This window comes from Selenomonas sp. (assembly GCF_057272215.1).
In genome coordinates this window covers 213,553-227,668 of the sequence record NZ_DBHIUY010000001.1, presented here as the reverse complement: position 1 = coordinate 227,668, position 14,116 = coordinate 213,553, and the positions used below count along the sequence as shown (strand labels likewise).

The following is a 14,116-nucleotide window of genomic DNA, read 5'->3' as shown; positions in this document are numbered from 1 at the left end:
TCTACTTCTCACTTTCGTCGGGAAAGAACACGCGAAGACGCTCGGCGGCGGTCGGCTTGCCCATGTATGCACCGAGCAGGAAAAAGACAAGCGACGATGAAAGCCCCAGCACGATGGGGTGCAGACCGAACACATGGATCTTCATCGCCTGCGCCGCGCAATAGACGATCGTGCCGCCCGCCATCGAAAGCAGCGCGCCCATACAGTTCGCACGCCGCCAGTAAAGACCGAAGAGCATGACCCAGAGAAACGCCGTCTCAAGGCCGCCGAAAGCGAACATGTTGATGAGCCAGATGAGGTTCGGCGGCGAAGCGGCGAGGAGAAAGACGAGTGCGCCGATAAGGACGGTCGACGCCATCGACAAAACGCGCAGGCTGCGCATCGAGGGCACACGCCCTTTTTTCATCTTCTCGTGCATATAGACGTCCTTGATGATCGCCGACGAGGCGACGATCAAAAGCCCCGAAATCGTCGAGATCGAAGCCGCCAGGGGCCCGATGATGGCAATGCTCGCGAGAGCAGGCGGCATTGCGTGCGCAATCGCCTGCGGGATGATGTTGTCCACCGTGCCGTAGTCTGTCACAGGACCCGTCAAAACGCCGTGCGCGAGGATGCCCGTGAAGTTGACGCCGATGTTCATAAAGCCGATGACGAAAGTGCCGATGAACATCGCCTGATGCAGCCCGCGCGTGTCGCGGTAGCTGATGCCGCGCACGACGGACTGCGGCAGCGCGATCGTACATATCCCGACGAGCAGCCATTGCGTGAAATAGAGACCGAGCGGCATATCTCCCGCCGCCAAAGGCGCAAGCATCGCCGGATGGTCACGCTCAATCGTCTCCAAGATCGCCCAATAGCCGCCGCCCGCATCGAGCACGAAGTAGAGGAGCAGCACGATGCCGATCATCATCATGACGGCACACAGCGTATCGGTCAGGGCGACGGCGCGGAAGCCGCCGATCGCCGTGTAAAGGACGACGACTGCACCGAAGAGCACAAGCCCCGTAAAATAGCTGTAGCCCGTGACCGCCTCGAAGAGCTTCGCGCCGCCGACGAACTGCGCCGTCATCGTGCCGAGGAAGAAGAGTACAATGACGAATGCGGAAAGGTTCGCGAGCATATCCGAGCCGAAACGCGCACGAATGATATCGACGATGGTCACGGCGTCGAGCCGGCGCGAGAGCAGCGCGACGCGCTTGCCGAAGATGCCGAGCACGAGGAAAATTGCCGTGACCTGCACAACTGCCATATAGATCCAGCCGAAACCGACCTTCCACGCCATGCCGGGACCGCCGACGAAGGAGCTGACAGAACTGTACGTCGCGACCGTCGTCATGGCGAGCACGAAGCCGCCGATCGCACGGTTGCCGATGAAGTACTGCGAGACGAATCCTGCGCCGCCGTTTTCGCGGCGCACGCGCACGGCGAAACTGACAGCGAGCATCAGCCCCATGAAAGCGAGGAGCGGCACAAGAACGCCGAGCTTTTCCATCATGCGCCGCCCCCGTTCTCATCCGCATCATCGAGCGGCATATCGCGAAAGACGAAGCGCAGCAAAAGCACAACGATGACGAGCGCCATCGCCCATGTGCCGAACGTGCCCAAGACGACCCATAGCGGCAGACCCGCGATGCGAGTGCTGCCGTCGAGGAAATACGCCGTGCCGAAGCCGGCGAAGAGCCAATAGACGATGAGCGCGGCGAGTGCCAGTCCTGTGGCTATGGCCTCGCGCCTTACCTGGCGGTACTTTTCTTTTCTTGTCATCTCCAAATTTCCTTTCTTTCGGGGAAGAGCCCCCATGTATCCGCGGGAAGTCCCGTCGGATCGTTAAGGACACACGGATAAACTCGGTCTCGTCATCCGGCAGATTTTTCCGCCCGCTCTGCGGCGGCAAATCCTCCGCAGAGCGCAGATGTCTGCATCCGGCGACCGAATGAGCGGCGGTTTCTGAAACCGCTGCCCCGAAAATAAAAACAAGAGCCGCCTGCTCTGCAAATCTCCGCAGCATACAGCCGTCTCTTGTTACTTCTTCATTCGTATGATATTCTCCTGCCGGCTCAATGCACAGATACACTTTCCGCGCATTTCGTCGCTTCCAGACTGACCGCCAAACTGCCCGGCTCCTCGACTTTCACGCCGTTGCGTCCCTCCATCTTAGCGGCATAGAGCGCATCGTCCGCACGCTTCAAAAGCGCCGCAGACGTATCCTTATCCGCGCCGTGCCAGCTTGCGACGCCGACGCTGCAATGAATCTCACGATAGTGGCACAAAGAAGCCTGCGCCACCCGCGCACGCAGTTTTTCGGCGAACTCGCCCGCCTCGCGCAAATCGTAATGCAGGCACAGAATGATGAATTCCTCGCCGCCCCAACGAATCAGCAAATGGCGGCGATCTAAGGCGCTGCGCACCTCGTTGGCGAAAGAGCGCAGTACATGATCGCCCTCATCATGTCCATAGGCGTCGTTGACGCTCTTGAAAAAGTCGATGTCGAGCATGATGACAGCCAAGTTGCCGTCCGTGTTCTCCGCCACCCGCACCCACTCCGCGAATGTCGTCGAGAACTTGTAGCGGTTGAAGCATCCCGTCAGCGGATCAATCTGCGCCTTTTCCTGCGCCGCCATGACCTCATGTTGCAGAGAATCCCGCGCCGCTTCGTTGCGCAGCTCTTCGCGGATGCGCATACGTATCGTACTGAGGAGCAGAAATACGAGGGACAGCAGTCCAAACGGCGTGATATACATACCCCAGTCAATGAGGCGATAATAGAACCACAGGCTGTCAAACATCGAAAGCGGAACGATGACGATCAGCGGCACGAGCGCTATGCGGCAGTAGCCGTTGCCCCGCCGCCCCTCCAGCCAGAGGACGTATCCGACCCACGGCGAAAGAACGAGCATCAGCGGGAAAAACAGCCCCAGGCAGCCGAACATCATGCCGCGCGCAATGAAAATCTCGCCGAGGATCGAAAGGAGCAGCAAGAAGATATGCGGTACGACCAAAAGCCGCATCGTGCGGCACTTTTCCTCGGGCAGAAGCTCTGCGAAAAAGAGGATGGCAAAAATCGCGAAGCCGTACGTCGTCGGCAGCTGCACGTACCACCAAAACGCCGGCCAGTCGAGCAGGAAATACTTCGCGTTCATCACGCTGACCATCCACAGCGCATAATCTGCCAGAAAGCACAAAAGATACCGATAGGCGCGCTGCTTTCCTTGCAGCGTGATACAATAAAGCGTCACGATGGCGCTCATCATAAAAACAAGCGACAGTCCGAAGACGAGCGGCAGATCGGCAAAAAACATCTCCGCCACACTCGCACGCATATCGCGCAGACAAAGATGCTCAAAGTTGCCGAGATCACGCGCATGAAACGAGTGCATACCAAATACGAGACAACGCCCCGCATAGTGCGCAGGCAGCGGCACGAGATGCCATCGCGTACCGTACTCGTAAGACTTTTCTTCCATAGAGCCGTACTCGTAGATCACCTTGCCGTCAAGCCAGACGCATACCGACTGATTCGTCGTCTTGAAAAAGAGCGCCATCGAGCCGTACTCTTCCTCGGGCAGACGCACCGTCATCCAGATATAGCGTGCGTCGCGTGAAAGGAGCGGCGCGCCGGGATAGTCGATGCGATTCCAGCCGTCGGCGCCCTTTTGCGCGGAAGCCAGCAAAGCTTCCTGCCGGCGCTGATCGAGCGGCTCGGCGCTCTGCCAATAAAAAAGCTCATCCGGCGCTGCCTCTTCAACAGCAGACTGCTGCGCCGAAAAAACTGCCATCTCATCAAAGTCCGGCATAAGCGCATGGGCATCTGCGGACAACGCAGACTTGGGCAAAAGAACGGCAGGCGCCAAGGACGTCCCGACGAACACCAGTGCGAGAAAGATCGAAACAGCAAGCGCCGCAAGCCAGTCCTTTTTCAAAAACACGCTCGTACGCCGCCTTTCCTGCACTGTCCTAAACTACAGGCGCCAATGTCGCTTCATAGACATTGTACGCCGCCCCTACAGAAGTCCAGTCAATCGAGAATAAAACTCTGACCTTTCTGCCATAATATATCATAAGGCAGTACCAAAGTCTAGATATGCAGAAATATTTATTTTCCTTCCGATCGCACACATACATCCCGCTGCACGCGATAGACAGCGACGTACATGACGGGCAGTACGAGCAGCGTCAGCACCGTCGCCACGAAAAGACCGCTCGCGATCGCGACCGCCATCGGTCCCCAAAACGCACTTGTCATCAGCGGAATCATACCGAGGATCGCAGCGGCAGCCGTCAGCATGATGGGACGAAAGCGCAGCACGGCGGAGTCGATGACCGCCTGCCACGGCGCCTCACCCGCTTCGATATGCTTCTGGATCTGGTCGATGAGGATGACGGAATTTCGTATAATCATGCCCGAGAGCGCGAGTATGCCGAGGTCGGCGACGAAGCCGATCGGCTCGCCCGTGAGGAACATGCCGCAGGCGACGCCGATGATGCCGAGAGGAGCCGTCAAGAGTGTGATGACCATAGCACGCCCCTCGCGCACCTGAAAGATCAGAAGCGTCATGATGATGAAGATCATCGCTGGCACAGGCACGAGCAGATACGCCATCGAGTCCTGACTGTTGGCAAGCGTGCCGTCCGGCTCAATGGCATAGCCTTGGGGCAGCCCCGCCCGCAGTTCCTTCGTCGCCTCGTACGCTTTCTTCGCCGCATCCGTCGCTGTCCCCGCGAAGATATTGGCGCGCACGGTCACGGCAGGCTGCAAGTTGCGCCGCCATATAACGCCGTTTTCCGCGCCGTAAGAGATCTTCGCGACCTGCGCGAGCGGCACATAGCCTGCCTGCGGCAAATAGATCGGCATCTCCCCAAGGCGGGAGAGATCGCTCCTGTCCTCTTCTTTGAGCCGCAGCACGATGTCCACCATGCGGTCGCCCTCGTAGAGTTCTGCCGCTTTCACTCCCGTAAGCTCCGTGTAAAGCATCTGCTGCACCATTTGCGTCGAAAGTCCGAGCGCCTTGAGCTTGTCCTGATCGAGCGCAAGGTGCATGACCTTGCTCTTCTCCTGCCAGTCAAGATTTATGTCGTATGTGTTCGCATCGCCTGCCACAATGTCGGCGACATCATTGGCGAGCGCCATGACCTTCTCTTTGTCGGGGCCTTCGACGCGCAGCATGATCGGGTACGCCGCAGGCGGTCCCGTCTGGATGAACTTGAGATTCGAGCGCACATTCGGGAAGTTTTCTGCAAGCTCCGCACGAATCTTTGCCGTCAGTTCCTCACGCGACTCCTTGTCATTCGCGACGATAATGAACTGCGCGTAGTTTTCTGCCGCCAGAACCGGCTCGAAAGCCAAGACGAAGCGCGGCGCACCCTCGCCCACATAGGCGGAATAGTTCCTATACTCCCCCTTCAGTCCATCGAGAAAGGCGGCGAAACGACTTGCTTGCTCCTCTGTATTTTTCATGGACGAGCCTTCGGGAAGGCGCATCTCAACGATGATTTCCGGGCGTAGCGACGGCGGAAAGAAGTCCTGCCGACAAGCGCCGAGGAGCGCGATGGACGCGGCAAAGACAAGCGCCGTCGCGATCAGCACAGAGCGTCGATGCGCGAGGAACGCTTCAAGCACACGTCGAAACGTACGATAAAACCATCCTTGGTAGAGTACCGTCTCGCCCTCTTTATCGCGCTTCGGCTTGATGCGGATGAGATGATAGCCGAGAAGCGGCGCGACCATGACGGAGACGATCCACGACAAGAGAAGCGCCGCCGCAATGACGGGAAAAAGCGAGGCGCAGAACTCCGCTGACATGCCCTTCGAAAAAGCGACGGGGATGAAACCCGCGCAGGTGATGAGCGTGCCCGTCAGCATGGGCAGCGCCGTCGCACGAAACGCATGTGCCGCCGCAGAAAAGCGGTCATGCCCCTCTTCGAGCTTGACACTCATCATCTCGACGGCAATGATCTCGTCATCGACCAGCAGCCCGAGCGAGATGATGAGCGCACCCAAGGACACCTTCTGCAAGTCGATGCCCGCGCCGTACATGAAGAGGAACACGCCCGTCAGGACGAGCGGGATGCAGCAGGCGACGACGAACCCCGTGCGAAGCCCGAGCGTCAGGAAGCTCACAGCGAGTACGATGACGACGGCTTCTCTGAGCGTGTCGACGAAATCGTCGATGGACTCGGCGACGACCTGCGGCTGATCGGAGACTTGATGGATCTCCAAGCCAAGCGGCAGATCATCCTTGAGCGCGGCGATCTTCTTCTCCAGATCATCGCCGAGCGTCAGGATGTTGCCGCCCGGACGCATAGAAACAGCGACGCCTACAGCAGGCGCACCGTCAAAATACATCTTCGGCGCGGCGGGCTCGGCATAGCGGCGCGTGACACTCGCGACGTCGCCGAGGCGGAAGGTGCGCCCGCCGGCTCTGATCGGCAGCGCACGGATCGCCTCCATGTCATCGAAAGCGCCCGAGACGCGCACATAGACGTTGTCCGTCTGCGTCTCAATCATCCCCGCAGGCGTCATCTCCTCCTGCGTGCGTATGGCGGCGAGGATGGCGTCCGGCGGTATGCCAAGCTCTGCGAGACGCTCACGCGCCGCTTCGACGTAAATCTTCTCCGGCTGCACGCCGATCAATTCGACCTTCTGCACATTTTTAACGGTGAGCAAGGCGCGGCGCGTCTTTTCCGCCTGCTCGCGCATCTCCTCGTAAGACCAGCCGTCGCCCGTCACGGCGTAGACCGAGCCAAAGACATCGTCAAAACGGTCGTTGTAGTAAGGGCCGTAGACGCCGACGGGCAAACTGCGCTTTTCATCCTCGCAGAGATTTCGCACATCGCGCCACGTCGGACGGATATTCGCCTTTGGCACGTCGTCGTTAAGCGTCACATATATGACCGCCTGACCTTCGCGCGAGTAACTCGTGATCCGCTTGAGACCCGGCACATCCTGCAGCTTCCTCTCGATCTTGTCCGTGACCTGCTCTTCCATCTGCTGCGCCGTCGCACCCGGCCAAGCCGCTGAGACGACCATCTGCCGAATCGTGAAGTCGGGATCCTCCATCCTGCCGAGCTTTTCATAAGAAAACATGCCGCCGAAAAATACGATGATGATGAAGTACCAGACCAGCCCCTTATGCTTTAAGGAAAGTTCCGTCAGATTCTTCATGGCGCATCCCCCGTCCGCACCTCATCTCCCTCGCGCAGCTTATGAACGCCTGCCGTCACGACGAGCGCACCGTCGGGGACGCCTCGAACGAGCGCATCGTTGCCATCATAGCCGTCCACTGCAATCGCCTGCAAAGTCACCTTGTTATCTTGACCGACAAGCCAAACGCAGGGCGAATCGCCCGTTTGATAGACGGCGGAAAGCGGCAGATGCACAACCGACGGCGACACTCTTCCAACAGCCACATTCGCCGTCATGCCGAGCGCCAGTCCCGCGGGCGGCGCAGGCAGAGCGACGCGCACGCGGTAGGTACGCGAAACAGCGTCCGCCACCGGCGCGACCTCTCGCACCGTACCGGAAACGGACGAAGCGCCGAGCGCCCAGAAGGAGACGGAGACCTCCCACCCCGGCGGCACATCGGCGAGACGATCTTCGGGCACAGCGATCTCGACTTCAAGATCGCCCGACTCGACGAGCGTCACGACCGTCTGCCCCGCCGCAACCACCTGCCCTGCCTCCGCCAAAAGAGCCGAAACCACGCCTGCGGAATCGGCAGTAAGCTCCGTGTAGGAGACGGCATTGTGCCCTTCCGCCGCCTGTGCGAGCGCCTGCCGATAGCTCGCCGCCGCCGCTTCATAGCCCGTCTCATACTGATCGAGCAAAGCGGCAGGCACTGCCTGCGCCGCATAAAGCTCACGGTAGCGTGCGACATTGACCTCTGCGAGATCGAGCTGCGCCTTTGCCGCATCGACCTGCGCATCCGCCTGTCTCGACTTCTGCACGATGTCGGAAGCATCGATGCGCAGGAGAGACGCCCCCGCCTCCACGCGGTCGCCCACGTTGACCGAGCGCGCGATGATACGTCCGCCGACCTGAAACGCCAGATGCTTCTCGTAGCGGCCGCGCACACTGCCCGCATAGTTCACCGTGCGCGCCGCCTCATTCGCCGCGACGCGCTGCGTGCGCACCAGAGGAGCCTGCGCATCCTTCGGCGGCGCATCGCCGCAGCCTGCCGCGAGAAAGATCGCCGCTGACAAAAGAAAAGCAGCCGCTTCTCGTCCCCCATATCTCACATCGTTTCCTCCTCTCGTCTCCCTCCGAAATCTCAGCGCATCGTCTTACCGATGATCTCCTGAAAATCTGCCTCCGATGATCGCTGCGCCAACACCTGAAAGTTGCGCGCCACACTGTCAACATCCTGCGGCGACAACGTGTCAATCAAATAATTGACCCAACAGTTCATGACGGACATCAAAAACGTATGCTGCATACGACCATACTCCGTCAAGCGAATGCGCTTGATTCGCCGATCCTCCGCATCCTTCTCGCGACAGATAAAGCCTTTCTGCTCAAGGAGCTTCAGCGTTCGCGCCACAGCGGACTTATCCGTATGAAGCACACGCGACAAATCCTCCTGACTGACCCCTTCGCAGTCGAAAAGACGCAGCAAAACAACATACTCCGAATAAGTAATCTTCAACGGACGACATGCCTCCAACACATAGCTGCGCGAACGCCCGTCCAAAACAGAAAAACATCGCGCCACCTGCAAATTCTCCATAGAAATTCCTCCATCGCATCCTTGCTCTCCTCGTGCAGACGGCGAGCGTCATTTCCATTCAGCAACAAAAACCTTTTTGTTGATTATATCAACATTTTCCTTATATTTCAACAAAACGGCGCTCTCTGCTCATTTCTGTGCGGCAGATGCATGACCCGTCGGAAACGCATCATGCTGTTCCCCCTCCGCCGGATCCGCCGTCTCTATCCAACCATTGTCATCCACCAGCGCATCCCATACCTCATGCAGAGCGTCCAAATCCTCATAGAAATCATCATGGGCGCATTCCAATGCATCAGGAGCGTCGTACTTATACAGATAGATTCCGCCTTTTGTCGTATGAAGCATGATCTTATAAATGATTTCCCCGTCATTACAGCGAACCGGCTCCTTGAGCACTGCGTATTTTCTCATCTTTGCACCTCCTTGAATGCCATATCGCCGGCACGAATCTCCCGATTCCTTACCGCGCTGCAAGTTCCACCATGCCGCGGCAGGAAATGAGCACCTCGCCTTCGAGAAAAAGCCGAGCGCCGCGCTCGACAAAAAGCGTGCCGCCCGGCTGCTCGACGGCGATGCGCTTGTCTGCGCTCCCTTCGGCAAGCGCGAGCGCGAGACTGCCTGAGCCGCAGGCACGCTCGAATACACGACTCTTCGCACTCGGCACAGCGACGTAAGGGCGAATGCGAAAGCGATCGCATCCCATGCGCTCAAACGGCACAATTCCGTAAGCATCGGCTTTTGCCTCGCGCATTAGGAATGCAAGCAGCGCGTCGTAATCCGCCGGCGAAAGGTCTGCGGCTTCGACGACGAGATGCGTGATGCCCGATAAGGCGACGCATGTCGCCGCACCGCCTAAAGCAGCTGCTCCAAGGGATTCCCGCTCAAGCGAAAGCCTCCGCAGCTCATGCGCCTGCGGCATCTCGACCCGCGCCAGCCAGCGTCCCGCGCCGAAATGCCGCGCCTCTGCATGAAGCGGCGCAGCCGCGCCCGAGCACTCGACGAAGAACGGCGACGCCGCCCCCTCAGCTGCCGCCAGAGCCGCCGCCGAAAGCGTCGCATTGCCGCAGAACTCGCCGCCCGCCATCTCGACGCGAAGAAGCGCCTCCCCCGTGTGCGGCGCGACGAGAAAACCCGCCTGCTCCGCCGCCAGATGATCGTAGTCCATCGCCTCGCACAAGAGCGCGGCGTGCGCATCCCGCGCAGCTTCGCCACGCAAAAATACCGTCGTATTTCCCAGCGGACTCAGCTTGATGAAATCCAGTTCCATGATCCGTCTCCCAAAACCTCAAGATACAGCAAGGCTGTGCGCCAGCCCCAAGCTCGCGCACAGCCTCCAAAACAGCTAAAACATTGCAGGAATCACTGATAAATTCAGCCACCCATCTTCACACATCTGCGCTGTCCTCTCGTCGTCGACAAATCCTCGACGTAGCACCGCTACGCCTGTGGTTTGTCGCCACGATAGATACAGCGCATCTGTGCAAATCTGGGCGACCTCATTTTATCAGCGTTTCCTACAGCTTCGTGATATCCTTGCCAAACCACTTCTCTGAGATCTTCGCCATCGTGCCGTCGGTGCGCATCTCGTCGATAACCTTCTGCATCTTCTCCTTGAGCGCCGTATCATCCTTGCGGTAAGCAACGCCGAACTGCGTCACGGGACCGACATGACCGTCGAGCGCGGCGATCTTGTCGGGATGCTTCGACATATAGAAACGGCCGATGATCTCGTCGCAGACAATCGCATCGACGCGACCGTTCTCCAGATCCATAAATGCTGACAAGTAGTCTGCATACTTCTTGACATCCTTATACCCCGTCGCATCTTTGTGACCATCCACATAATCCTCCGCCGTTCCTGAGGCGCTCTGCGTCGCGACGATCTTACCCTTGAGGTCGTCCTCCTTCACGATCGAAGCATCGTCCGCACGCTTGAAGATCACCTGCTGATCGTTCATGTACGGCTCAGAAAAAAGCAGGTTCTTCTTGCGCTCCTCCGTGATCTCCAAACCGTTCCACAGCGCATCGATACGTCCGCTCTGAATCTCCGCCTCCTTGCTCGCCCAGTCGATCGCCTTGAACTCAACTTCTGTGCCAAGGCGCTTCGCCGCTTCCTTCGCAAGATCCACATCAAAGCCTGTAATCTCATTTTGCTCATTCAGAAAACCCATAGGCGGGAAATTGTCATCCAGACCAATGACGATCTTCTTCGGCGCATCGCCTGCCGACTTCTCCTTCGCACCGCCGCAGCCAGCCACAAGACCTGCCGCCAGCATGAGCGACAGACAGATGAATAAAACTTTCTTCAAAATCACGCACTCCTTTTCTTCGTTAAAGTGTTATCACGGTGATATTATACAATATTCCGCAGACTTTGCCAAGCAGAAAAAAGCCCTGCGGCGCCGAATCTCTTCCGGCGCCGCAGGGCGGCAAATCTGCAAGACAATCACATCTTTTTGGAAAGCTCCTCGATGCTGCTCGACATCGCCTTTGCTTCTTCCACGGCTGCGCTGATCTCCTTCATATTTGCGGCTTGACTTTCGAGAAGGCCGTTGATCGACTTGATCTTCTCGCTGATGTTGCTCGACGCCTTTTCCATCGAGCCGAGCGCTTCGACGATCCTGCCTACCGCCTCTTGACTGCTGTCCGCGAGCTTTCGCACCTCTTCGGCGACGACGGAGAAACCTCGTCCTGCATCGCCTGCACGCGCCGCCTCAATGGATGCGTTGAGCGCAAGAAGGTTCGTCTGCTTCGAAATGTTCATGATGAGCTCCGTCATCTTCAGCGTATTCTCTGTCTGCTCGCGCGTATCCTCCGCAGCGGTCGTGATCTCTTCCTGTACGCCCGAAATTTCCGCCGTCCGCGCCGTCGTCTCGCTGACGCTCTTCGTGATGTCCTCAATCGAAGCGTACAGGGCATCCATCATCGTGCCAAGTTCTTTGTAGAACTCTTCCTTGCTGTTCTTCAACAGCGTGATGTCCTCGATGGCTCCCGCGACCAAGACAGGCGTGCCGTCGGGCTTGCGGATCGTCTTGCCCACGGCATGAAACCAGCGATATTCGCCTGTTTTCGTTTTCAAGCGATACTCCAGATCGAACGGCGTCCTGCCGCTGTAGTCCATGATGTGCGACTGGAATGCCTGCAGGGTACGCGCCTTGTCCTCTTCATGCAGGCGATCCGACCACGAATTCAATTTATTCGGGAAATCGGTCGTATCGGAAAAACCCAAGAGATGACGGAAGCGATCCGACCACCAAAACTCGTTGTTCGGATTCGTCGGATCGTCCCCGATCACGCGCATATTCCACGAGCCTTCCGACAAGATGCTGTCGATCGCCTCGTAGCGTTTCAGCGTGTAGTCGAGATATTCCTTATTTTTGATTTCCTCGTCGATATCGACAAATACGCCGATGATTTCTTCGGGATGACCGCTCTGGTTTCTGACCACGTTGCCCGAAGCATGGAACCACTTGTAACTGCCGTCATACACTTTCATGCGGTAGTTTACATCGTAGGGCGTATTGCCGCTCAAATCCTTGATGCACTGCGTAAAGGCTGTAAGCGTACCGTCCGTATCGTCCGGATGCAGGCGCGAACTCCAAGCCTCGACCGTATTCGGAAAGTCGTTTTCATCATGAAAACCGATCATGCGCCGAAATTCATCCGACCAGATCGCATAGGCGATGCTGAAATCCGCATTGATCTTCATATACCAAACGCCCGAATGGACCGCCGCATTGATCGTATGGATGCGGAACTTCTGGTAGTCGATCTCTTCATTCACCCGGTCGATCAGCTCATTGACCGCGACCGCCCAAGGTTCACTCCCGTTCACCTTCGCAAAAAATTGATTCTTCTCGTGCTTCTGTGCAATCGCGCGAATTGCAGCCGCCAAGTTTTGGCCACCGTTCGGGGCGGCCACAGCCTTTTTCATGCCAAACATTAAAATCTCCTTCCAACATACAAACACGCACACCCATCTTAGAAAGCGAGTAGTCCGTACGTCTCAGCCAAGTGCATCTTCTTTCTCATCCTACTTATAGGATATACCGCATAACTTCCATTGTCAATTCTTTATTGAAAGTATCTTTCATCCCTCAATCTGCACAAATCCAAACAACTTCCTTTCATCAGCTTCTCTTAAAGGAACTCATCCGCCGCCAAAATGAGCGCAAAAGCTCCTACAGGACTGTCGAGATGCAGACGCAGGAACTTGCTCGGACTTGCTTTCGGATTCAGGGCGCACGCCGTCTTGGGAATCTCCAAGTCAAGCTCAAGACTGCGTTCGCCGAGGCGCACCGCAAAGAAGCCGTCCAAGACATTCAAAAACTCCGCGATGCTGTCGAGCGCGAGAGCATCCGGCACAGAAAAATCTTCGTGACTGTAACGCCGTGCAAGCTCCAAGAACACATCGTCAGGCATCTCAAGACCCGCGACAATGGATACGCCGCCCGTGACCGCCTGCGAAACAACACAGCGCGACACAGACGCCGCAAAAGGCTCTGCCTGCGGGTCGATCACACAGGCGATCTTCATGAAGCGCTTGAAAGCAAGCATGGCGACGCCGACATATTCCGTATAAAGCGGCAGCTCTTCCGCGAGCGCACCGCCGGCTGCACGCTCGACCGCTTCCGCCAGCGGATGCTCGCCCGCACGCATGAAGCCGCGAAAAAGACGCTCGATCTCACCATAGTCGAGCCGCCCGGCATCCAAGAGCGCCTGCGCAAAAAGGCATCCCTCGCCCGAGAGCGCCTCGCCAAGATTATACAGCTGGGATGCCGTCAAGATGCCCTCTTTTTCCGCAGACTCGCGAAACGCCGCCCCCGAAAGCGTGCCGAGCGAGGTCAGCTCTGCCGCCGTCGCCACGCCATGAAAAAGCGCCTGTACAGGCACATCGACTTTCGAATGGAGCATCTTTTTGAGAAAGCCCCTCACCTCCGCCGCATCCAAGACACCGCGATTTAAGAGAAATTGTGGGAAAAGCAGATCATTGCTCATCCAGCCCCGCCTTTTTCCGAATACGCAAGATCGCATTCTTAATCTGCTCGGGCGTATATGGCTTCTGAATGAAGTCCAGCGCCCCGAGCTTCAAAGTCTCCATAAGCTTTTCCGGCGTACCTGCCGAGGACAGCATGATGACGGGAATCGTATCATCGACTTCCTTAATGACGCGAAGCGCCTCGATCCCATTGACCTCGGGCATTACGATATCCAAAATGACGCCATCGGGCCGATCTCCCAAGCTCTCGGCAATCGCTTCCTTGCCATTCTCCGTCTCTATGACCTCACAATCAAGCGCCTCCAACTCCTCACGCAGCTGCTTGCGCAGGAGCTTGGAATCATCTGAAATGAGGATCTTGCACTTTCTTGCCAATAAAAACGCCTCCTAA

The 14,116-nt window shown here is 57.5% G+C and carries 12 protein-coding genes; all 12 read right to left on the bottom strand.

From position 1 onward, the window contains the following. Position 1 precedes the first annotated feature (1 nt). Positions 2-1,495 (bottom strand): sodium/pantothenate symporter, encoded by a 1,494-nt coding sequence (gene panF, locus ACO5Z0_RS00980; RefSeq protein ID WP_485648836.1) that lies wholly within the window; start codon positions 1,493-1,495, stop codon positions 2-4. Then, entirely contained in the window at positions 1,492-1,764 is a 273-nt protein-coding gene (locus ACO5Z0_RS00975; protein ID WP_485648835.1) for a YhdT family protein, read from the bottom strand. The genes panF and ACO5Z0_RS00975 overlap by 4 nt, the downstream gene beginning before the upstream one ends. A gap of 293 nt (positions 1,765-2,057) precedes the next feature. Next, a complete protein-coding gene (locus tag ACO5Z0_RS00970; RefSeq protein ID WP_485648833.1) occupies positions 2,058-3,926 on the bottom strand; it encodes a GGDEF domain-containing protein in 1,869 nt (622 codons plus the stop codon). A 167-nt stretch (positions 3,927-4,093) separates the two neighbouring features. Continuing rightward, positions 4,094-7,162: an efflux RND transporter permease subunit gene (locus ACO5Z0_RS00965; protein WP_485648832.1), complete on the bottom strand. Its 3,069-nt coding sequence runs from the start codon at positions 7,160-7,162 to the stop codon at positions 4,094-4,096. After that, positions 7,159-8,235, bottom strand: a complete 1,077-nt coding sequence (locus ACO5Z0_RS00960; RefSeq protein WP_485648831.1) for an efflux RND transporter periplasmic adaptor subunit — start codon at positions 8,233-8,235, stop codon at positions 7,159-7,161. The genes ACO5Z0_RS00965 and ACO5Z0_RS00960 overlap by 4 nt, the downstream gene beginning before the upstream one ends. A gap of 32 nt (positions 8,236-8,267) precedes the next feature. Beyond that, positions 8,268-8,723, bottom strand: coding sequence for a MarR family winged helix-turn-helix transcriptional regulator (locus ACO5Z0_RS00955; protein WP_442672485.1), 456 nt, complete (start codon positions 8,721-8,723; stop codon positions 8,268-8,270). A gap of 129 nt (positions 8,724-8,852) precedes the next feature. Further along, positions 8,853-9,137 carry a hypothetical protein gene (locus ACO5Z0_RS00950; RefSeq protein ID WP_485648830.1) on the bottom strand — a complete coding sequence of 95 codons (285 nt, stop codon included), beginning with the start codon at positions 9,135-9,137 and terminating at the stop codon, positions 8,853-8,855. Between the two features lie 49 nt (positions 9,138-9,186). Continuing rightward, on the bottom strand, positions 9,187-9,993 hold the full coding sequence (locus ACO5Z0_RS00945) for a histidine racemase CntK family protein (protein ID WP_485648829.1): 807 nt from the start codon (positions 9,991-9,993) through the stop codon (positions 9,187-9,189). A gap of 247 nt (positions 9,994-10,240) precedes the next feature. After that, positions 10,241-11,035 (bottom strand): amino acid ABC transporter substrate-binding protein, encoded by a 795-nt coding sequence (locus ACO5Z0_RS00940; RefSeq protein WP_485648828.1) that lies wholly within the window; start codon positions 11,033-11,035, stop codon positions 10,241-10,243. A 137-nt stretch (positions 11,036-11,172) separates the two neighbouring features. Then, entirely contained in the window at positions 11,173-12,660 is a 1,488-nt protein-coding gene (locus ACO5Z0_RS00935) for a methyl-accepting chemotaxis protein (RefSeq protein ID WP_485648827.1), read from the bottom strand. A gap of 206 nt (positions 12,661-12,866) precedes the next feature. Next, positions 12,867-13,724: a hypothetical protein gene (locus tag ACO5Z0_RS00930; protein ID WP_442676845.1), complete on the bottom strand. Its 858-nt coding sequence runs from the start codon at positions 13,722-13,724 to the stop codon at positions 12,867-12,869. Beyond that, the gene (locus ACO5Z0_RS00925) at positions 13,714-14,100 is read right to left on the bottom strand and encodes a response regulator (protein WP_442673711.1); all 387 of its coding nucleotides are present in this window, start codon (positions 14,098-14,100) and stop codon (positions 13,714-13,716) included. Before ACO5Z0_RS00925 ends, ACO5Z0_RS00930 begins: the two co-directional genes overlap by 11 nt. Positions 14,101-14,116 lie beyond the last annotated feature (16 nt).

Excerpts from the sequence above, each read along its gene's own strand:
- ACO5Z0_RS00945 (WP_485648829.1), bottom strand. The coding sequence starts at position 9,993 with ATGGAACTGGATTTCATCAAGCTGAGTCCGCTGGGAAATACGACGGTA.
- ACO5Z0_RS00935 (WP_485648827.1), bottom strand. The coding sequence starts at position 12,660 with ATGAAAAAGGCTGTGGCCGCCCCGAACGGTGGCCAAAACTTGGCGGCT.
- ACO5Z0_RS00930 (WP_442676845.1), bottom strand. The coding sequence starts at position 13,724 with ATGAGCAATGATCTGCTTTTCCCACAATTTCTCTTAAATCGCGGTGTC.
- ACO5Z0_RS00955 (WP_442672485.1), bottom strand. The coding sequence starts at position 8,723 with ATGGAGAATTTGCAGGTGGCGCGATGTTTTTCTGTTTTGGACGGGCGT.
- panF (WP_485648836.1), bottom strand. The coding sequence starts at position 1,495 with ATGATGGAAAAGCTCGGCGTTCTTGTGCCGCTCCTCGCTTTCATGGGG.
- ACO5Z0_RS00975 (WP_485648835.1), bottom strand. The coding sequence starts at position 1,764 with ATGACAAGAAAAGAAAAGTACCGCCAGGTAAGGCGCGAGGCCATAGCC.
- ACO5Z0_RS00950 (WP_485648830.1), bottom strand. The coding sequence starts at position 9,137 with ATGAGAAAATACGCAGTGCTCAAGGAGCCGGTTCGCTGTAATGACGGG.
- ACO5Z0_RS00965 (WP_485648832.1), bottom strand. The coding sequence starts at position 7,162 with ATGAAGAATCTGACGGAACTTTCCTTAAAGCATAAGGGGCTGGTCTGG.